The organism is uncultured Campylobacter sp., assembly GCF_938031315.1.
Lineage (GTDB): Bacteria > Campylobacterota > Campylobacteria > Campylobacterales > Campylobacteraceae > Campylobacter_B.
The window spans coordinates 1-1,810 of sequence record NZ_CALHHT010000254.1 but is presented as its reverse complement, the minus strand read 5'-3'; the positions used below and the strand labels follow the sequence as shown (position 1 = coordinate 1,810).

The following is a 1,810-nucleotide window of genomic DNA, read 5'->3' as shown; positions in this document are numbered from 1 at the left end:
TTGATCGCTCAATAAAGGTTTTCTAAATTTTGTTCTAATTTTATTAACAGCGTATATAATATCATATTTCTCCAAGTCCTCTTTAGAAATATATTCCGCTACAAACGCCATTCTCTCCTCCTTAAGGAATTCTATAATTTAAAGTAGATTGCTCGTATACAGACCGAACAAAGACGAGATTTCAAATTTTAATCCTTTTACTGACGAGAACTTATCGTTAAAGCTGCCAATTTATATGCGATTATCGTCAATTTTTACTATAACCTTTCGTAAAATTCGTAAAATTCAGGCGCTTTGTCGCTCGCCACCTCTTTTAAATTTAGCGTCCAAAAATACGCAGAATTTCACGCCGTATAGGTAGAAAATCCAGCTTATGTAGATCCACAAAAAGAAAAATAGCGCGACCGAAAACGAGCCATAGATGCTAAGATAGGTTTTGTTATAAAAGACGTATTGCGCAAAAACCAGTCTTGAAAGCCACCATAAAATCGATGCTACGAGCGATGAGGCAAGCACCGCTTTTGCACGGATCTCGCGGTTGATCGCCGTAGCATAAGTGATCGCAAAGATCCCCCAAACGATTAAGTAGGGTAGAATTTTAAGCAAATTTATCCAGCTTGTAAACTCGGTTTTATTTAGTAGCTCCTGAAGCTCGCCGCTGATATAAAACGATGCCCCAAGCCCCACAGGAGCGAGCGTCATCAGCGTCCAGTAGGTGCTTAGGCTCTTAAAAAAGCTTCGCTCGGGTGAATGCGAAATGCGCGCAATTATCGCTTCAAAATCTCCGAAAAACAACACCGACGTAACTAACACTGCGCAAAAGCCCGTTACGCCAAGGCTTAGTCCGTTAGCCATAAATTCTTCGATATAGTGTGCCATGCTCGCTTGATTTGCGGGCAGGAAGTTTGAAAAGATAAAGCCCATAATCTTGTCGTAGTAGCCTTTAAAGCTTGGCAGCTGCATAAAAACGCTAAGCGAAACCATCAGCACCGGCAGTAGCGCCAAAATCGTGTGAAAGCTAAGGCTTGATGCATGGTGCATGAGCTCGGTATCGTAGAGGCGGAAGAAATTTTTAAGTCGGTTTTGCACTTGCATAAGCGCGGGTATTAGTTTTTTCATACGGGCGATTTTACATTAAAATTTTAGAATTTCATATAAATTTGCACAATTTTTCTTTTGTATCGCAGTATATTGTCTATGAAATTTTAAACTGCAAAAATGCGACTACAAATATATAAATTTATATCTCGAATTTAGTCTAAATTTAGGAAAATTTTTCTAATATGCTAAAAAATAATATTAAATATATCCATAACGAAGGGAAAATAATGGAACGAAGGAAAACGATGAAATTTAAAATTTCATTAGCGGCATGTATGTGTCTGCTATGCAGCAGTTTGGCTGCAGCACAAAGTGGCGGTAATTCTGCGCCTGAAAAATCGCAGAATATGGGCGTAATCGAGGTAAATTCCGTCGGCGATAATATCAGCGAGAGCGGCATCGACGAGGGCTTTTTGAGCAAAAACGTGCAACAAGGCCTGCTTGCGGGCAAGCGCGCTTTGGATCTTCCCTATCAGATCAACACGATCAGTAAGGAGATTATGAACCACCAAGGCGTCACCGGCTACGAGGAGGCGGTAAAATACTTCCCGTCCGCGCAGATTCAGATGCGCGGCGGCGCTACGGTCGGACGCCCGCAGACGCGCGGCTTTGAAGGTAGCGTCGTAGGCAATAGCTTCTGGGACGGCTTTTATACGGTTTCGACGATGGCGATTCCGATGGCGATGTTTGAGAGCTTTCAAGTACAAAA

The 1,810-nt window shown here is 41.9% G+C and carries 2 protein-coding genes; one reads left to right on the top strand and one right to left on the bottom strand.

Annotated features, from left to right (window positions below; all coding sequences use genetic code 11):
* Positions 1-285: 285 nt before the first annotated feature.
* The gene (locus Q0236_RS06435) at positions 286-1,119 is read right to left on the bottom strand and encodes a YihY family inner membrane protein (RefSeq protein WP_297916188.1); all 834 of its coding nucleotides are present in this window, start codon (positions 1,117-1,119) and stop codon (positions 286-288) included.
* 227 nt (positions 1,120-1,346) lie between these two features.
* Here Q0236_RS06435 and Q0236_RS06430 point away from each other — a divergent pair.
* The coding region (locus Q0236_RS06430) for a TonB-dependent receptor plug domain-containing protein (protein ID WP_297916190.1) at positions 1,347-1,810 on the top strand (464 nt) is incomplete at its 3' end.